The 14,623-nt window shown below is 37.2% G+C and carries 13 protein-coding genes; 1 reads left to right on the top strand and 12 read right to left on the bottom strand.

Translation table 11 applies throughout. The features are described from left to right. Positions 1 to 115: 115 nt before the first annotated feature. Complete coding sequence (locus HAV12_RS10035; protein WP_171569516.1) at positions 116 to 739, bottom strand: carbonic anhydrase family protein; 624 nt, start codon at positions 737 to 739, stop codon at positions 116 to 118. A 20-nt stretch (positions 740 to 759) separates the two neighbouring features. Then, positions 760 to 1,653: a bestrophin family protein gene (locus HAV12_RS10030; protein ID WP_171569515.1), complete on the bottom strand. Its 894-nt coding sequence runs from the start codon at positions 1,651 to 1,653 to the stop codon at positions 760 to 762. Positions 1,654 to 1,789: 136 nt separating this feature from the next. Between HAV12_RS10030 and HAV12_RS10025 the strand changes: the two genes are divergently transcribed. Beyond that, a complete protein-coding gene (locus HAV12_RS10025; protein WP_171569514.1) occupies positions 1,790 to 2,461 on the top strand; it encodes a TetR/AcrR family transcriptional regulator in 672 nt (223 codons plus the stop codon). Positions 2,462 to 2,715: 254 nt separating this feature from the next. Here the strand turns inward: HAV12_RS10025 and HAV12_RS23065 are convergent, their stop codons facing one another. The 10 genes from HAV12_RS23065 to HAV12_RS09975 all read right to left on the bottom strand — a co-directional run bounded on the left by HAV12_RS23065 (position 2,716) and on the right by HAV12_RS09975 (position 14,589). Then, positions 2,716 to 2,952, bottom strand: a complete 237-nt coding sequence (locus HAV12_RS23065; protein ID WP_370528493.1) for an acetolactate decarboxylase — start codon at positions 2,950 to 2,952, stop codon at positions 2,716 to 2,718. Then, positions 2,870 to 3,484, bottom strand: a complete 615-nt coding sequence (locus HAV12_RS10015; RefSeq protein ID WP_171569512.1) for a hypothetical protein — start codon at positions 3,482 to 3,484, stop codon at positions 2,870 to 2,872. Before HAV12_RS10015 ends, HAV12_RS23065 begins: the two co-directional genes overlap by 83 nt. A gap of 518 nt (positions 3,485 to 4,002) precedes the next feature. Beyond that, on the bottom strand, positions 4,003 to 5,670 hold the full coding sequence (locus tag HAV12_RS10010) for a serine hydrolase (protein ID WP_171569511.1): 1,668 nt from the start codon (positions 5,668 to 5,670) through the stop codon (positions 4,003 to 4,005). Between the two features lie 94 nt (positions 5,671 to 5,764). Continuing rightward, positions 5,765 to 7,141 carry a M28 family peptidase gene (locus HAV12_RS10005; protein WP_171569510.1) on the bottom strand — a complete coding sequence of 459 codons (1,377 nt, stop codon included), beginning with the start codon at positions 7,139 to 7,141 and terminating at the stop codon, positions 5,765 to 5,767. A 69-nt stretch (positions 7,142 to 7,210) separates the two neighbouring features. Beyond that, a complete protein-coding gene (locus HAV12_RS10000) occupies positions 7,211 to 8,527 on the bottom strand; it encodes a TolC family protein (RefSeq protein ID WP_171569509.1) in 1,317 nt (438 codons plus the stop codon). Next, the gene (locus HAV12_RS09995) at positions 8,520 to 9,230 is read right to left on the bottom strand and encodes an ABC transporter ATP-binding protein (protein WP_171571663.1); all 711 of its coding nucleotides are present in this window, start codon (positions 9,228 to 9,230) and stop codon (positions 8,520 to 8,522) included. The genes HAV12_RS10000 and HAV12_RS09995 overlap by 8 nt, the downstream gene beginning before the upstream one ends. A gap of 29 nt (positions 9,231 to 9,259) precedes the next feature. After that, positions 9,260 to 10,504 (bottom strand): efflux RND transporter periplasmic adaptor subunit, encoded by a 1,245-nt coding sequence (locus HAV12_RS09990; protein ID WP_171569508.1) that lies wholly within the window; start codon positions 10,502 to 10,504, stop codon positions 9,260 to 9,262. Between the two features lie 129 nt (positions 10,505 to 10,633). Continuing rightward, entirely contained in the window at positions 10,634 to 11,890 is a 1,257-nt protein-coding gene (locus tag HAV12_RS09985; protein WP_171569507.1) for a KamA family radical SAM protein, read from the bottom strand. Between the two features lie 92 nt (positions 11,891 to 11,982). Next, positions 11,983 to 12,951, bottom strand: coding sequence for a TauD/TfdA family dioxygenase (locus HAV12_RS09980; RefSeq protein WP_132037433.1), 969 nt, complete (start codon positions 12,949 to 12,951; stop codon positions 11,983 to 11,985). Positions 12,952 to 12,987: 36 nt separating this feature from the next. Beyond that, positions 12,988 to 14,589: an MBL fold metallo-hydrolase gene (locus HAV12_RS09975; RefSeq protein ID WP_171569506.1), complete on the bottom strand. Its 1,602-nt coding sequence runs from the start codon at positions 14,587 to 14,589 to the stop codon at positions 12,988 to 12,990. Positions 14,590 to 14,623: the final 34 nt, after the last annotated feature.

Raw genomic sequence — 14,623 nt, 5'->3', positions numbered from 1 at the left:
ATAGGTGAAATGCTCTGAAAAAATATAGTTTTACTATGTATTTAAAATGAGAAACCTCCAAAATCAAATGACTTTGGAGGTTTCTGTATTTGTTTATTTTTTACAAACCAAAATTTTAAGTAAAAAATGTTACTTCTCCTGTTGTAATATCATGAGAACCTCCAACAATTCCAATTTCTCCGCTTTCAATCATTTCCTTTAGGATTGGACTGCGTTCCATTATTGATTTTACGGTGCGCTTCACATTAATTCTTGATACGTTTTCAACAAAAACAGGATTGCCAGAATTACGGTTTTCTGTGGTTTCAGTCTCATCGTCTACAGCCGGTCTTATCTTTGTTAGCAGTGCTGTAAGATTCCCCATTTCAACATGGTCGCAAGCGCCTTTTACAGCTCCGCATTTCGTGTGTCCTAATACTACGATAATTTTTGAACCTGCCACTTTACAGCCAAATTCCATACTGCCCAAAATATCCTCATTGATAATATTTCCGGCAATACGCACACTAAAAACGTCACCAAGTCCCTGGTCAAATATTAATTCTGCAGAAGTTCTGCTGTCAATACAACTCAGGATTACAGCAAAAGGATGCTGCCCGTCTGACGTTTCATTGGCCTGTTGTAAAAGATTACGATTTATTTTCAGGTTGCTTACAAACCTTTGGTTTCCCTCCTTTAATAATTCTAAAGCTTTGGAAGGCGTAATAGCAGCTTGCATTTCTTTTGTTAATGTTTTCATTTTTTATTGATTTTAAAAGTTTATGATAAATAAAAATTTTCCGGCTGAAGTGGTTTTGGAACCTCTGTTTCTTTTAATAACTGTTTGATATTTATTTCAATCGTTCTTGCAATCGCGGTTACCGGAGTATCTGTAGGACGATTTCTAAAAGGATCCTGCATGTGCGTAGCCGATTTTTCCAGAAGAAAAAACATGGTTGAAATGGTCAGTAACAACGGAATTTCGAAATAACTTTCTATATCTCTTAGCGCAATTGAGAGCGTAACGATAAAAATGTAGATGAAGAAATGTAGAAAAATGCGATAGGTTATGGGAAAAATAGTGCCTTTAATACGCTCCGCCATTCCCATAGCATTTGAAAAATTAACTAAAGTATTATTCAACTGAATTTGTGAAAAAATACTCATTGCCCTTTTTTCTTTCAATTTCAGTATCTGAAGTGTATTCAGCTGTAATAAGGCTAATGGTTTATTGCTTTGTTTCTCTATTTCCGCTATGTCTTCTTTAGAAATAAAGTGCTCCAGATTCTCAACAGGATTGAGATCGCGTAAACTTTGTCCCAGGCTATAACACCATGCAATATGCCTGAAAGCAATTTCCCTGATTTCGTTCTGATTTTCTCCGGCTACAAAGGATTGCAGCTGCAGCACAAAACTACGGCTGTCATTCACAATACTTCCCCAGATTTTACGGGCTTCCCACCAACGGTCATACGACTGATTGAGTTTGAACGAAAGCAGAACAGAAATGGCTGTTCCGATAAAGGCCGGTATTGTGATGGGCATCTCCGGAATGAGATTTTCAAACTGCGTCGTGAGATAATGAACTAATACTGCAATAACTAATACGAACATAATTTCATACTTAACTTTATTGAAAAGATAGGAAACCGGAATTTTAGTATTGATTAACATCTGCTTTAATTTGAATTACCCTGTAAAAGTAATAAAACTATTTTTAATGATAGTAATACTATTATAAATATTTTTTTATAATAGTATTACTATCAAACAATAAATCTTTACTACATTTGCTGAAACAGTTATCCTTATGGAATTTCAAGTAAAATTTGATATAAACGAAAAGATATTCTTACGAAATCCTGAAAGCAGTGAAGTAGGTAAATTGATGGTCAAAAAATCCATAGACCTTATTTATGAGTTGGGCTTTGAACAATTTACTTTTAAGAAACTGGCCCTGGAAATAAACAGTACCGAAGCAACCATTTACCGCTATTTTGAAAATAAGCACAGGCTTTTGCTTTATATTCTGAATTGGTATTGGTGCTATATGGAATTTTTAGTGACGTTTAAATTAGAAAACGTAATTGACAAAAAAGAAAGGTTAAAAATAATTGTGCATTTACTGACGCACGAATTTGCAGAAAGCACGAATCAATTTGACTATAATAAAAAGTTACTGAATCAAATTGTTATTGCGGAAAGCAGTAAGGTGTATTTGGTAAAAGAAGTTACAGAAATCAATAAAAATGAGGTCTTTAAGCCTTATAAGGATTTGTGTGGGAAAATAGCAGAAGTCATATCAGCTTACAATTCCAAATATAAATATCCCCGCTCCTTAAGCACTACGCTGATTGAGACTTCCCATCATCAGCAGTACTTTAGTGTTAATTTGCCCAAACTAACGGATGTTTCCTCAAAAAACAACTCCGAGTTTACCAATCAGTTTATTGAAGATTTTTTGTTTAAAATTTTAGATTAGTTATCGGAGCATGGTACTGATAATTTAACCTACCCGCAAACTTTAAGGGTCTGTTTCGTCGTTGAATTAAATTAGTGCGATTAGAATTGCCACAGACATCTTATCAGGATCAATCTTGTATAGCCTCTCCGGACTGAGTATGATGTACTTTATTCCTTGCAGCATCTTTCTGCCTGTTCTTCAAAATTGGTATTGGTAGTATCGGTAGATGCCAATATTCCTTGTATTAAAAATAATTCCCTTGTTCTTACTTATTAGTAAGAACTCTTAACCTGCTGCTGTGGCCAGGGTTTGTCAAAATTTTTGTTTTGCTGCGGCAACACAATTTCATATCCGGGTTTTTCGTCTATACTTATTTTTATTTTTGCAGATGATAAAGTTCCGGATACCAAATGCCCTCCGAATGTCTTATCGTATGAAATAAAATGAAAATGGAATGTGCAGTCTTTCTGTGTAATAGCTATCCTCAAAGAGGTATTCGATTTTTGCATATAAACGCTCTTTCTCCTCCACCTTTAATTCTTTTTCTAACATGTCGGCTCGTCCGGAAAACATATTGAGCAATGCATCTCCTCCCGAAGATGCTGTATATAATTTTCTTTCGGCAGGGGTATATTTTTTCATTCCGTATGGAATAATTCCCATACTTTCTGCGGTTATATTCGGATGTTTGTTTATGGCAACTTCTTTTAATTCAATGCTTTTGATTGCCATTTTTATAAATACTACATTTCCTTTAAGATCTTCTGCCGTTACTATCCGGCGTACTGCCTCCAGATTTACTGCCGAAAAAAACAATACATCCCCTTCCTTTGCAAAAATTGAAAACGTTCCCTTTTCATCAGTTACCGAAGTCGTCTGACTGGAACTATTTAAGAGGGTAACAGATTGATTACCGCCCGCACCGGAACCTTCTATTAGAATTTTTCCCAAAATTTTCTTCGGCATGCCGGCCTGCCCGTAGGTGACCTCAACGACTAAACAAGTTAGCAGCAGGAAAAAGAACAATAGAGGTGCTTTCATTTTTTAGGGGTTTAGAATTTAATTTATTATAAAAAAATCAGACACAAGAGATAGATCAAATCACTAATGACTTACTGGCCGATTACTACTTTTTCGCACGATAAAGCCGGCAAATTAAGTGCATCGGAGCTACAATAATAGCTGCTATTAAACAAAAACCATGTTCCGTGATATAACTGGTATCAGTTGAGAAAAAACTGGTTATCGCCATAAAATAGTACAAAACAAAAAACCGGATTGAAATACTTATGATGAGTATTTCAATCCGGTTTTTTGTTTTTACCCTTTAAATCGCAGTTTTCAGTCTCAGTCTCATTCTCAGTGACTTGAAGGTGAAAATAACATTCTTACATTTTCCCATTTTCCCATTTTCACATTTTCCCATTTTCCCATTTTCACATTTTCAAATTTTCAAATTTCACATTTCACATTTTAGTAAAACCTATTATTCCAAAAAAAAAAGAGACCTTAATAGATCTCCTTCTTTGCATTCCTTTCTGTTTTTGCTTTTTTGTTCTTTAAAAGATGGTCGGAATTAAATACTCCTCCATGATTTTATCTACTTGTTTCTCTCCATATGGCGTATTGTAGGCTTCTGAAGTGATGACAATTACAATTGGTTTGTCTTTGAAAATAAAAATTCTGTTACCGCCATTTCCGCTTGAATAGCAGACTTCGTATTCAACGTCTTTTATTTTATAAGTTTTATTCCAAAACAGGTAACCGTAGTATTCTCCTTCGCCTATCTCCATTTGTCGGGATAAACTTTTTGTTACCCATTCTTGTGACAGGATTTGTTTGCCATTCCAACTTCCTTTATTTTGGTATAATTGTCCATACTTCGCGTAGTCCAGCGAACGCAATTGTAAACTACCAGCTGTATTGGCAACTTTTTGAGGGGTCAACTGCCATTTATAGTCTGTGATTCCGAGTGGCTGAAATAATTTTTCGTCGGCATATTTCTCTAAACCATTTGGAACCGATTTGTGAATAATGTCACCCAAAAGTACCACGCCGGCGGTAAAGTAATCCCATCGCTTCTTTGCTGTTTTTGTTTTGTCAATGGAAAGATTTAAGGTGAAGTCCACCCAATTCTCCGCGGTATACATTTTTTCTTCATTACCCGGTGATTCCTGATTCATATCAGAACCGTCGAAAGCGGAACTCATGGTGAGTAAACTTTGTAATGTAATACTGTCTTTTGATGGGGAATAGTTTTGAAAGGTGCTGAGATTGTAAAAATCTTTTAGGGTTTGCGCTTCGCTTTTTATATAACCGCCTTTGATTGCGATTCCCATAAGTGTTGATGCAAACGATTTTCCGACAGATCTGGTGTCGTGAAGTGAATTTCTGTTTTCTTCGTTAAAATACTCTTCAATCAAAAGCTTTCCGTCTTTTATGACAACAACACTTGTGATATTTTTATAGGCATTTGTTAAGATTTTTCGATTGAGCTCTTCCAACTTAACGTTATCAATTTTTTCTGTTGAAACCTGCCAGTCCGTAAGTTGTTCAATATTCTGAACCTTTACTAATTTCTCGTCTATTATAATTTGTGGAACTATAATTTTTATCTCGCCTTCTGCAATAATTTCACCCGTCAGCACTTCTGTTGTGTTCAGGTAAGGTCTGATTTCGATTTTAAGAAGATGTTCTCCGTCTGTCAATGCTTCCTGTCCGCCATTCGCCAGAAATCTGTTCCAAAGAAATTTACCCCACGAATCTTCATTGGCAGCACTAATTAACGGAACTCTTACCATTTTTTTCTTGTTTTTACTTTCCTTGCTTCCTGCATTGTTATTCAGATTCTCCACATAAACCTTTTTGCCGTCCATGAAAAATGAAAATTGGTAGTTGCCATTTTTAATAAGTTCCTCAGCGGATGAATTTGGAGAAAGTACATGAAGGCTGTTGGTCAGCGAATTTTTGAGAAAAAACCTGATATCGAGATTACTTTTATCTTTTAACTCATAGGTTGTTAAAAAGTCGGACTGCGTAAATTTTTCGATGGGAATATTCTCCCGCATGAAAGCAATTTTTCCAACGTTTGCCTTGTGAACGGGGTACGTTATTTTGTCGCTTTTTACAAAGTCTGCTTTCTGTCCGAACAGGCTGCAGGTTGTCAGGAAAATGGTAGTTAAAAGACCAAACTGTCTTATCGTATTTTTATTCTTTACTATTTGCATTGTTGTATTTTTAAAAATGAAATATGACGTAAGTTATGAAGTTCCATTATTAAAAAGTACGGTAAATACGTAAATGTATCCTATTCTTTACCAATTATCGGGTTAGCGGAATGGACGCAGTAGTATAATGTTCTGCTTCAGCCAGTTCCATAAAAAGGGCTATTGTCGTTTTGACGATATCGCTCATAAATTTATAGTTGAATTTTAAATAACTACTGCTATCTTTGATGGTATGAAGGTTCGGATTTCTGGTTGCTCCTCCTTCACCGATATGTAAAGCCGGATTTTTATTGTACCAAAAGCTGGCATGATCACTTTCTGCCAATGAAGGTGTGCTTTCACCATTACCTTCTACAAGGAGCGATACTATTTTCAACTCTTCCACATACTTTTTTCCTGAGTTTATAAAAGATTCGCTCAACTTTGTCGAATTTTCATTAGACGTATTTATTACAAAATCTCCCCTGTATTGATTCTTTGCTACTTCACTGCAGACTTCAGGATACAATTGATCAAATCCTTCCGGTACGATCTGTGATCCTGGTTTATCGGAAGAAATGCCGATCATGTCGAAATTGATGACACCGCCAATTTTTTCCGATTTTTTTATACCTCCTGCAAAAACATACGAAAGACTTCCTATCAGGCCGTCTTCTTCTTTGTCAAATGCCATAAATTTTATCGTATGGGCAAAGTTATATTGGGAAAGGATCCGCATGGCTTCCAGAAGACCAATTATACCGGAACCATTATCATCCATTCCTAAACTGCCAGGATAGGAGTCATAATGCGCTGATAAAATAAACGTTTCTGCTTCTTCACTCTGCCCCGCTATGCTGCCTACCACATTGTTTACATTGTGTTTTTTGTCACCTGCCGGAACGATCTCGTTAGACCCTGTTTTGGCATTCGAAATTTGATTAAGTTCTGAATTGGAAATTTTAAAGGTATCATAATAAGCATTTAGACCGTTGTCTTTAAAAGAATTTTTAAGATACTCTCCCACGCTTCTTAAGTGTTCTTCCGATTTACTATTGCTGCTATTACGTTCTCCCATAACATACTGCAAATCTTTTACCATACGAACCGTATCGACTTCTTTAAGGAGCTGTGTGATTTCTATTTTGTACCGGTCATCTGCTACCAGCTTTATGCTGCATTTTTTAGGATTAAAAGTATTCTTGTCATAGGTCCATACAATTCTTCTTTTTTTGCCGGTGGCTACCGGAAATCCGATGTCTCCTTCTGTATTATTTTTGTTTATTGTATAGCTAAGACCCTTTTCATCGGTGATTTTTAACCACACCTCTATCTGATTCTCTTCTTTATCTGAAAGATCATAAACGATGGTTACCTTATGATTTTTCTCATCTATAGTCCCTTTCAGGTTTGATATTATGGCCGGATTATTGGCGTTACACAACAGGATGGAGAAGAAAAATAAGAGGGTTATTATTTTTTGTGTTTTCATTTAAAATTTATTTTCACATTAAGAGGTGTGGATTAAAAACGACTGATTTACTTTGACATATCCTGCCTGCTATTGCACCAAAGAAATAATATCTCCGGTATAAAAAAGAAGTTCAAACCGGTTATAAATCAACTGATAATTAATTTGGTTTAAGGATAAAGAAGCTTCTACATAGTTTCGTTGTGCTACCCCTAAGTCAAGAGGGCTTCCCTGTCCCAGATAGTAACGTTCTTTTTCGAGTTCATAAGCTCTGCTGGCTGATTCTGTCTGGTCTTGTCTGTAGGTTACCTTTTTTTCGTTTGCAGCAATGGTAGACATTAAGTTTTTCAACTCCACATAGATATTACTTTTGGTTTGTACGACATCGAGTTCGGCATTCTTAAAATCCTGTCTGGCTTTGTACACCACATTTCTGGTCTGCAATCCGTTGAATATGGGAACCTGAACAGAAAGTCCAATAGTTGTCGTGATATTGTCCTTATAAAACTGATCGTTAAATCTTCTGGTCTGAAAGGAGGAATATCGCGAACCATAGTCATAGTAAATAGAGACCGAAGGAATAAATTTAGAGCGCTGTAAAGCCAATTCATACTTTTTTACCATTGATTTTGCTTCAATTTGCTGGTAATCTTTACGGCTCACCAATGCTTTTTGATAGAGACTGTCAATGTTCATTTTACCTTTAAACAATCCTTCTCCGAGAATACTGTCCAGTTGTGTTTCTTTGGCCGGATCTAATCGTAAAAGCAGGATCAATTCGTTTTTCTTGGCATTCATGACATTGAGATTGTCTTCTCTCAGGGATTTTAAACGGCTCCATTCTGCATTTTGCGTATAAAAATCCTGTCCGGGCAAGGAACCCACTTTTATGAGTTCATCAGTTCTTCTGAGTTGTTCTTCCTGCACATCACAAAACTTATTGAAAATCACGTCTTGTTTCATTGCCTGCAGGGTTTCCAGATATCTTCCTACTACTTTTAACAGTATGAATTCTTTTGTGTAGGCCAATTGCGCTTTCTGACTTTCATAATTGGAATTGGAAAGCTTCAGATCGGAAAGTTTATTGGCCACATTCAAAATATCCCAGCTTGCCGTAACAGATCCGTTTACATACTGTCCCGTTTCTGTTCGTAACATTCCGGTCAACTGATCAAAATTGGTTCCGGTGGATTCGAATACATTTCCGAAACCGTTTACACTTGGCAACAGGGAAAAATAGGCTCTTTTTTTATCATATTTGGTACTGGCTTCGTCATTTTTATTTTTAGCAATCTCTACGTTATTTTCTAATGCCAGTTTTAACGCCTGATCCAGACTCAGTTTTTCCTGTGCCGTCAGAGCGAAACTGTTTATTAGAAATAGAATTAAAAAACATAGCTTATTCATTATCAATAGTAAGTTTTAGTTCTAGTGGCTGATTAATGTTTTCCATTACTATTTTGCCATCCAGTAAGTTAATGATGCGATCTGCATATTTGGCATCTTCCGGCGAGTGCGTTACCATTACGATCGTTGTTCCGGACTGGTTTAATTCCTTTAATAAGTTCATGACCTCTATTCCGTTTGCAGAATCAAGATTCCCCGTTGGCTCATCGGCAAGAATTACTTTTGGATTGGTTACAATTGCCCTTGCAATAGCCACCCTTTGCTGCTGCCCTCCTGAGAGCTGTTGCGGGAAATGGCCTTTTCTGTGCATAATTCCCATTCGTTCCAGCCCCTGATTTATTTTTTCAGCACGTTCGGCACTTGTCATTTTCAGGTAGAGAAGCGGTAATTCCACGTTTTCGTATACCGTTAATTCGTCTATAAGGTTGAAACTCTGGAAAACAAATCCGATGTTTCCTTTTCTCAGATTGGCTCTGTCCTTTTCTACATATTTGACTACCTCTTCATCTCCAAACCAATATTCTCCGCCGGAAGCATTATCCAGCAAACCTAAAATGTTCAGTAAGGATGATTTCCCGCATCCGCTGGGGCCCATTATGGCTATAAATTCTCCTTTTTTAATGTTTAAACTTATTTCGTTTACGGCTGTGGTTTCGATGTCTTCGCTCGTATATACTTTTAATAATTTATTTAGCTTTATCATGTCTTTTTTGTTCTGTTTTAATAATTCAGTTACCATACTAATTCTTCATTATCCCCAAAAGTGCTGTAAGAGGAAATAATAACGCGATCTCCCGGATTCAGTCCTTCGATGACTTCGTAGTTTGCCACATTTCGCCTTCCTAGTTTAATTTGCCTTTTTACAGCCTTATTGGTCCCCTCTGCTACGTAAATCCAGTTTCCCCCGGTACTCTGATAAAATCCGCCAACCGGAATTAAAGTGGCAATTGAAGGATTTCCTAAATCAATTTTTAAACGCAGTGACTGTCCTCTTGTAATGTCTTTTGGAATGGTTTTCATAAACTGCATGTCTACATCAAATCTTCCGTCTTTGATATTGGGATAGACGTAGGTAATTTGCAGTTCGTAGGTTTTATTGGCAATTTCGGTAGTGGCACGAAGTCCCTGTTTGATTTTTGAGAGATACAATTCGTCTATGGGCACTCTTACTTTATAAACCCCCGTAATATCGACCTGGCCAATTCGTTCGCCTTTGTTAATGTTCTGGCCTTCCTGCAGCTGTGGCGACGTTAGTTGTCCGTCAATTGGTGCTCTTATGGTCAGGTAATCCAGGATTTTCTGAACGCCGTCCAGGTTTTCCATCATGCTTAATTCTGAAGTGTGCAATTGTCTTATTTGTACGGCACGGGAAACAGAATCACTTTCAAACGCTTTGAGTGTAAAAACTTTTCTTTTGATGTTGTATCTGTAATCTGCTTCTGTTCTTTCAAAAACCTGTTTTGAAATCAATTGCTTTTTAAATAATATGCTATCTCTTCTAAACTGTGGTTTTAAAATCTGCAGTTGATTTTCAATCTGAGCTAACTGTTGTTTATTGGCTAAAAAGTTTTGATCTAATTCAAGCCTCGTCGTACGAATTCTGTTGATTTGCTCACTTAACGAATTCTCCTGACCCAAAACGCTAAGCCTTAGATTGATGTTTTCCAACTCCACAATCTTATCGCCTTTTTTGATCTGAACACCGCTTTCCTTGAAGATTTTGGTGATATTTCCACCTTCAACCGCATCTAAAAAATAGGTTCTTCCGGACACTACTTCTCCCTGCTGAACGATATATTCCTGAAAATCGCCTTGTTCAACATTTGAAAATGCAACTTTTGAGGGATCTATTTTTAACGTAGATTTATTTTGATAGGCTACCAGAAAATACACTACAAAAATTGCAAAGAAAGTACCGATTGCGACGTAACTTATTTTTTTATAGGTCCACTTCTTTTTAGAGATTTTTTTATCCATTCTTTTATACTATTAAATTTTACTGCTTTTTAGCAATAATCATTTCCTTCTTTTTACTGAGGCTTCTAGAGCCGTAATAATCTCAGTTCTGTGTTTTGGCATTGCTTTTTCATAGAACTGAGATTTAAATTAATAATTCATTATTTCTGATTTTATTTCCTGTAAATCACCAATCCACATTGGTTTTGGACTGATAGACTGCGCTGTGAACACTTTAAATGTTTTGCTGTCATCTCTGTGCTTCACGTAACGTAAGGTGTACAGATCATCTTTAACCCCTAAGATTTCTACTTTTCCGTGGGTCATGGACATTACAGGCCCTTTTGCCGTAGAGGCTAAACCGGTACAATTTCGTATGGCCTCTGTATAAATTTCATGTGCCCTTTCTAAGGTTTCTGCAAAATAATGCTGTGCTCCCGTGTCTCTTGGCAAAAACATATAGTAAGGAATACAATTCAGCTGTACTTGTTTTTCCCACATTTTCGTCCATGTTTCCGGGCTGTTATTGATAAATCTCAATAACGGAGATTGTGTTCTGATCGTGGCGCCAATTTTTATCAGGTTATCGATCGCTTCTTTTACTACAGGCGGTTCTAACTCTACCGGATGATTAAAATGCGCCATAAAACCCAGATGTTTTCCTGCTTTGGTTACTTTTGCCAATACGTTCAGCATTCCTTCTGCGTCTTCATCTGTCGTAAATTTGTATGGCCAGTAACTCAACGCTTTTGTTCCTATACGTATGGTTTTTATGCTGTCTACTTTGAGTAATGGTTCTATATAAGAATCCAATACACGGGAATTCATAATCATCGGGTCTCCTCCGGTAAACAGTACTTCTGAAATCTGTGGGTTTTCATGCAGGTATTCTAAAAGCGGGCCAATTTCTTTGGACTGAATTTTAAAATCCAGATCATTTATAAATTGCGGCCATCGGAAACAAAAAGTACAATACGCATGACAGGTCTGGCTCTGACTAGGAAAAAAAAGCAGAATATCCCTGTATTTATGCTGGATTCCTTCCAGTTTATCGTCATTGATATACGCGCTGTTCAAATCTACCTGTCCTGCAGGATGCGGATTTAATCTCATTCGGATATTGTAAATCACTTCCTTAATTTCTTCATCAGTACCCGTAGCCCTGATATGCTTTAGCTGCTCAAAATCTTCTGTTAGCAACATTTCCTTGTGCGGAAAATTGAGCCTGAAAATCGGGTCATCCGGAATGTTGTTCCAATCGATGAGTTTTTCCAATACGTAGTTATTGGTTTTGAAAGGATATATGGAGCTGACAATTTTAATTTCTTCTATCTGCTCTTCACTAAGTCCGCTTAATTGAGGTATTTTATCAAGTTGACCTAATGTATATGATTTAAATTTTTCCATTTTTGCTTTATTAAATTATAATTATTTTCTAGTACCATTTAAAACCCGGGTTTAAGATATCGCGCATCCGATTATCTGTTTTTGATCCCGGATTATCCCATCGAGGCTAAAATTTTTCGAGGGCCCGTAAAGGGTAATCTTCCATGTAAGGCAGTCATATTGTCTACCATTAACAAATCTCCTTTTTGCCACGGAACTGGTATGGTAATGTCGTCCAGTACTTTAATTATATTTTCAATGTATTCTTTCTTGATTTCTGTTCCGTCTGCAAAACGGGAAAACATCGGCAGGGCATCTTTTTCTCCGCCGTTGATTTCCAGCAGGGTTTCATAAATTTCCTCTCCATAAATAGCCGGAAAAAATTGATCTACCTGATTGAACCACAAACGGTCTCCTGTCACCGGATGTTTCCTGATCGCAGGTCTGCGTTGTGTTAATCGTACAATTCCGTTTGCTTTCCAGCTTACTTCTATACCATTTTCTTTACAGTATTCTTCCATAAAGTTTTTGTCTTCTGTTTCAAACGCTTCCTGCCAGGATGGTCCTAAACCGCCTCCGGAATGTAAGTTTCGGATATAGAGAATTTCTTTTTCATCAAAAGCTTTTACTACTTCCGGCTCTATTAATTCCAACGCTTTTTTGCAATCCCCAACAGTAGTTTGTCCGCCGGTTGCTGCCGGGTTCTGGCAACAGAAAAATATTTTCTTCGGATATACATTGGAGTATGAAAATTCGGTATGCAGCCTTACAATTGAAGCTTCGTCGTATTCGGAAGCATTGTATACATTGGAGGAGTATTTTCCTCTTGAGGAGTTACCATCCAGAAAGTCCGGCGCTTTCGGGCATAAATTTTTCATTAAAGTCCCGAATTTATCTACGTTATCAATGTTAATTCCCACTACGTGAATGGCACCTACATTTCTTAATCGATCTTCAATAAATTCCTTATTTTCTTCGTAGTAAGCTAAAAATTTATCCATGCTGCCGTCTTTAAAGGTGATTGTCATTGGATATTTGTTTTCCTCTACCAGTATGTCTTCGTGTAATGATAATGTTTTCATTTTTTCAAGTTTTTTTTTTATTTGGTTACTTAATTATTAGTCAATTTCGTAGTGTAATTCCTTTTCTCCGTACAGGCGCTCGGCCTTGATATTATTTTCTGCACAGTGACTGATCAGGTTGTTGGATGCGATTATCGGATGAGCTGCTTCATCGAAACGAACGCTGCTGATAAATTCTACCCAGGGCTCTAATCCCATAGCGTACACATAGAGTTCTTTTGGCTTAAATGATTTGACCAGCCCTTTTCCTCTTTCGAAGTTGGATCCGGCAAGTCGTCTGCCATTATCCATGTCCCGGTCAACTTCTCCTTCGATTAAGGGGCCGTAAACCCAGGAGAAAGGAGCGCCGTCACATTCCATTCCTAAAAAGATAACGTCTATGTCGCCCACCTGTCTGGCCACCAAATCATAGAGTTTCGGTTCGATATTACAGGAGTCTGCCATAAATATCATTGAATTCGTTCCTATGTTGACGTGGTAACAAATTTTTGCCTGAATATCTAAATCACCATGTTCTCCAAGGAAAGGGATTCCGGTTATTTTGCATTCTTTGTCTTCAATGGTTTCCATATCCTGTAACTCGATCACATTTTTAAAACCAATGGTTTGCAGCATGATTTTTAAGTTGGGATCCTGAAGATTTCCCGTGGTACCTTTCGGGACTATAATATTTTTGACCATATGACGTAAACTCAGCATGGTTTCAAAAAGGATATGATCCTGATGATTGTGTGTTATCAGTACGTAATCAATTTCATCCGGCAGGTCCTGCATCGAATATCTGTTTACTTCGTTTTGATAGCCGTAATAGCTGATTACCGGATCTACCAATATCGAAATGTCTTTGGTTTCGATTAAGATACAGGCATGGCCATAGTAACGCATCCTGATTTTGTCTCCCGTGTATTTTTGATATTTTATTGGTTTTTCTGTTGTAAAAAAGGACTCAAACAATTCTTTCTGATCTTCGCTGATCTTGAAATCTCTGATCAGGTTTTCCAGCGTATCTGCTTCGTTACGCATGCTGCACATTTTATCAATGGCTTCGTGTGCAAAGGGAATGTTGATTTCCAGGCAATTTTTTTCAGGCAGTCTTGCCGTACTCAATACGAAAGGGCGTTCATCATTTTCAGTTAACCAAAGCGTAATACTCTGTGTGTCTGTATTGTAATATTCACTTTTGTACATCAGACTTTCAAATATCCGAAAGGAAGGATTTCCGTTAAGATCGTAATTGAGTTCTACGTAGCCTTTCAGGATTTCCGGTACTTTTTCGTACAGCGGTTCAAGGGAGTGTCCGTTTCCGTGTTTTTTTAATAAACGGGTCAGTTCATGAATCGCTTCTGCGAGCTCAAACATTGGCTTTCGCTCTTCAAAAGCATGTGTAATAAGTCCCTGCACCTCTTCTTTCCTGTTGGACTCGTAATTCATAAAAGGGCCGCCCAGCATTTTAGGGTTTCGCGTTGCAGCCATATGAATATTCGGGGCCTGCACATAGGAATTCATGATTTTTAAATGCCTCGATTTTATATTCATCGCTGCCGTGGGCGGATAAATTAAATGTGTCCAAGCATACCATTTATCTATTAATGGCTCTAAAATGACATTGGGTTTTAGATATACTTTTTCATTTTTCATAGGAATAGTTTTGATCGTAGTTATCTGATCCGCT

It is taken from the genome of Flavobacterium sp. CLA17 (assembly GCF_013112255.2).
Taxonomy (GTDB): domain Bacteria; phylum Bacteroidota; class Bacteroidia; order Flavobacteriales; family Flavobacteriaceae; genus Flavobacterium; species Flavobacterium circumlabens.
The sequence above is the reverse complement of the archived record's forward strand: the minus strand, read 5'-3'. Positions and strand labels throughout refer to the sequence as shown.